General features: G+C 41.4%; 5 protein-coding genes. 1 reads left to right on the top strand and 4 read right to left on the bottom strand.

The features are described from left to right. Positions 1-140: VOC family protein (locus ACED53_RS23000; protein ID WP_371715318.1), on the top strand; the 140-nt coding region annotated here is incomplete at its 5' end. A gap of 375 nt (positions 141-515) precedes the next feature. Here ACED53_RS23000 and ACED53_RS22995 read toward each other — a convergent pair. The 4 genes from ACED53_RS22995 to ACED53_RS22980 all read right to left on the bottom strand — a co-directional run bounded on the left by ACED53_RS22995 (position 516) and on the right by ACED53_RS22980 (position 3,192). Beyond that, positions 516-1,085: a PIN domain-containing protein gene (locus ACED53_RS22995; RefSeq protein WP_017098631.1), complete on the bottom strand. Its 570-nt coding sequence runs from the start codon at positions 1,083-1,085 to the stop codon at positions 516-518. Next, a complete protein-coding gene (locus tag ACED53_RS22990; protein WP_017098630.1) occupies positions 1,085-1,537 on the bottom strand; it encodes a helix-turn-helix domain-containing protein in 453 nt (150 codons plus the stop codon). Before ACED53_RS22990 ends, ACED53_RS22995 begins: the two co-directional genes overlap by 1 nt. Before the next feature lie 383 nt (positions 1,538-1,920). Further along, complete coding sequence (locus ACED53_RS22985) at positions 1,921-2,508, bottom strand: hypothetical protein (RefSeq protein WP_229648121.1); 588 nt, start codon at positions 2,506-2,508, stop codon at positions 1,921-1,923. Between the two features lie 426 nt (positions 2,509-2,934). Beyond that, the gene (locus ACED53_RS22980) at positions 2,935-3,192 is read right to left on the bottom strand and encodes a helix-turn-helix domain-containing protein (protein WP_016800114.1); all 258 of its coding nucleotides are present in this window, start codon (positions 3,190-3,192) and stop codon (positions 2,935-2,937) included. Positions 3,193-3,807 lie beyond the last annotated feature (615 nt).

Genomic DNA, 3,807 nt, shown 5'->3' with positions numbered 1-3,807 from the left:
CAGTTTTATATTGGTCGGTAAACAACTTGGATAAAGCACTGGATCATTTTGAAGAGCTTGGTGCAAAACTGTATAGAGGCCCAATGGCAATTGAAAATAGGCTTTTTATGTGTCAAATCGAAGACCCGTTTGGCAACTGATGTGCACCATTAATACTGGACAGGGAGCTTAGTGACTTTCCATACTTATGCTAATTCGTGATTTGCTAATACTTGGTTCTCCGAAACTCATTTCTGTCCAAAACCTTCACAGGCTGAATTTTTACCTATGGCACTTTCTAACTCGAAAGTGCCCTTTTCTGCGTTAACGTAATTACTCAGTAGCAGATCACGCTACTGAAATCACCGTACTTTTTCTTATATGCCAAAAGTGTTAAAAAGATAAGAGAACATCGAATGATGCTCTCTTAAATATCGGGGAGAGTACAGCTAAATAGTAAACACATTTCAGACGCGAATGAGTGTATACAAAAAGGCCGCAATCAGCGGCCTAGTTTAAAATCTACTAATTCAAAGTTAAAGCATCAATTTGAAGCTCTTTAAGTGTGAGATGAAGCTTGGGAGTCTCTGCTTTTGTAAGCAAGCTAAGAACTCATCTTGGCTCATTGGTGGCCTTTTTAATGAAGCTCTTTGTTGCTGAGCAGCCTTAACGCATGCGCTACTGTCCAATTCGAACATATCGCACAGGAACTCGTCTGGATGTATTGCTGTTAGACCTAAAGGCTCGAGTTCGCAAGAAGGAAAGTCTTTTAGGTTGAACGTAATGATAGACTCAGCCTGACCTTTAATGGCGGCAGCTACAACATGTCTATCATCAACATCGGGTAAAGTAAGGCCATCAATTAAAGACTCATACCCTTCAATCAAGCAGTCTGGAACATTTGCGTTCATTAACTGTCGAGTTCTTTGCAGTTGTTCTGCATTTAGCTCTGGCCTATTTTTCAGTAGATTTCGAGTCCATTCATCATGTATCTGTTCTGTCCATCGCGCTCTAAACAGGCCAGTATTGGCCAAGTACATTAGGTAGCTTCGGAGTGGAGCTGGGTACATTACACATGCGTCTAGAATTACCGTATATGACGCCATTAATATCCCATATCCATTTCTTGGTCTAATGCAGATAGTTCAGCAAGAGCAGCTAGTCTGTTCTCTTCTAGGCAGTTCTTGTACTCCATAAGATCAGTATAAGCTACCTTTCTACGGTTGCCAGTACGGCTAAACGGAATATCACCTGAATCAAGAAGCTTAATGAAAGTAGGACGAGACATGTTTAGCATCTCAGCACCTTCTTGCGTTGTGAGTTCCGCATGAATAGGTGTGATGCTAACAGAGTTGCCTTGACCTAATTGAGTAAGCATCTCGATCATCATATTTAATGCGCTTGCTGGAATAGTTACTTCGTGAGTCTTACCAGACTTATCGACAACGTTAATCCTTTGAGCTTCACCATTAATTTCTATAACGGCTGACAACTCTTGGCTACCAAGCTTAGCCAGTGCCATTTCTTCAGCGCTTGGCAATTTTGTAGCAGTATTCATCGTGTTTCTCTCTAGTTTTTAGTTTCTGATGTCATGGTATACAAATCTTCTCACCATGACATTATCCGAAATATTCGAAAAAAGTCAACATTCGAAATATTCGAAAGAAAGAGAGTGTCACATTATCGTTGGACTTAGTGCTCGTAGGCGGCCTAGTTCAAGGTCTATCAACGCATGCTTAACTATCTTTAATCATAGTACTTCAATATGTAGTGTATGAGAGGAATTGGTCAGCCAGATGTAGGCTAGCTGAATGATTATAATATTAGAAGTAATTCGAAAGGTCAGAGTGTTCTATGATTCATAACTCGGAATTGTCCGAAGATTAGTTTCAGTTATATCTGTCATGTTAAAGCATGCGGCAATCGTTTACGCCTCGTTATTCATTCGTAACTTGCCATCTTTCTTGTTGTGCCTGTGAAGTTGTCTGATACTTCGATACGTTTCATTTCGATGTTCATGGTGGGTTCGATTTTTTTAAGACGTGCTATATCACTGGCGATTCGTTTACAGCCTAAAAACAAGATGCCATCGAGTGGTGTTATGACATCTCCAGCCTTGAGGCAATCAACGAGGGAGGTGGCAGAGAGTGGTGTTTTTGTCCCAGCAACGTAGCGGGTTGCCACAAACTCATTCGTATAGTGGATTTCTCTTGGTAACATTTGTTCGCTTTTGGCGTAAATCATTCCGCTTTGTTTACCATTAATAACTCGATGCTCTTTATACACTCGTGTTTCCTCGCCTATGGTGGCCATAGCTTGTGGTGCGCGTGTGATGAATAAGCGAAAAGGTAGATCTTCACTTGTGATGTAATCGACAAGGTTAAACGCTAATCTTGCTCTCGCGATCTCTCCGAGTGGTTTGTCACGACAGATTTGTAGAACCTGATCCCATTGGCTGGTCAGTCGAGTGCTTTCTTTATCGCTTCTAACTTTAACCTTGAGAATATCGTAGTGAATTATCTTTTCCATGGTTAATTTGGCCTTCCGTTTTGCTTGCTTCGTTAAATTCCAACCTAACATTATTTTTTTATAACAAATTAAAGCAGTTATCCACAAAGTTGGGGCGTAACCTGTCTAAAACCTTCGTCGGTTGAGTTTATGCTCATGGTACCAAATAGATCGAAATCACCTAAAAATGCCGATAATTGTTTTCAAATTGAAGTAAAAAGCGCCAATTATAAAACTTATCGCGACACTAAGAGGCGGGTATATTCGTTGACTTCTAAAAGAGCCCAATGATGGTTACTTTGCAATTGGAGTAGATTACCGCCAGTGCTCCTTGAAGCGAAAATTAGAGCAACTGCCATTGATTTCTTGAGAGGTCATGGGGGTTGGTTAATCTCTGCACCCTCGTTAGGGTACCAATAGGCGGATACCTACTTATAAGCTCTCATCCTATCCAAATTCACGAGTTGTGATCTGATTTAACTTTTTGGTGAAATTACCTCTGTTAATCCCTAAAACCCTAGCAGCCTTAGACTGATTACCGCGCGTATGAGTTATCAACTCAGTAAACAATATTTCAAACACAGCAGGAGTCACCCAAGACATATCAGGGCTAACTGATTGTTTATCAAACCATGTCGGTTCCAGTTCTGCTCGGATAAGTTTTTTTAAATGGTCTTTGTTGATTGGGGTTAGTTGGTCATTCATAGAAGTTGAAGGTCATTAAGGAACGTTATCATTCTGACAAATTTACCATGAAATCGCCTTGAAATCAGCCGACGCGGGAAAATACGAATACGATGGATAACTGTCCAGCGCAATAAGCAACGAGGACATTTTTAATCATAAGCTCAAAGCCATTCGTTTCTAAAAACACTCGACCAATCCCTGTCCGGTGATGCCCATCATCAACATAAAGCTCACCATCTCTATTACACAGAGACCAATTTCGCTTTTCTTCTTAAAAAGAGTAATCAGGATTGCTTTGAAGGTTTCGAGCATAACGCTGACCACGTTCGAGACCGTGAGGATTATCAGCGCAAGGAAATAAACCACCCAAGTTTTGCCAGCATGTCGGGGCTCTAGCCCCCCACCCCGTCGGAGAGGTGAACATCCGTGACTTACCTTCGGCATGCGTAAATTTTTTTCATATCAGAGCCCTACACCGCAATACCATTAGCCAACAACCGTTCAATTGTTGGCCAGCTCATCTGCATACGCAGGTAATTACCTAAAAAAGCACTGCATTTCACTCTCAAGGAACCACGATGCCTAGACCTAAACGCGCGTCCGGCAACCACTTTACCCGTGGCGGACAAATTA

The organism is Vibrio sp. 1F169 (assembly GCF_041439605.1).
GTDB lineage: Bacteria > Pseudomonadota > Gammaproteobacteria > Enterobacterales > Vibrionaceae > Vibrio > Vibrio tasmaniensis_A.
This window is presented reverse-complemented; position numbering and strand designations above follow the sequence as displayed.

What these genes read in the sequence shown, in the direction of transcription:
- ACED53_RS22990 (WP_017098630.1), bottom strand. Translation starts at nt 1,537, where the DNA reads ATGAATACTGCTACAAAATTGCCAAGCGCTGAAGAAATGGCACTGGCT.
- ACED53_RS22985 (WP_229648121.1), bottom strand. Translation starts at nt 2,508, where the DNA reads ATGGAAAAGATAATTCACTACGATATTCTCAAGGTTAAAGTTAGAAGC.
- ACED53_RS22995 (WP_017098631.1), bottom strand. Translation starts at nt 1,085, where the DNA reads ATGGCGTCATATACGGTAATTCTAGACGCATGTGTAATGTACCCAGCT.
- ACED53_RS22980 (WP_016800114.1), bottom strand. Translation starts at nt 3,192, where the DNA reads ATGAATGACCAACTAACCCCAATCAACAAAGACCATTTAAAAAAACTT.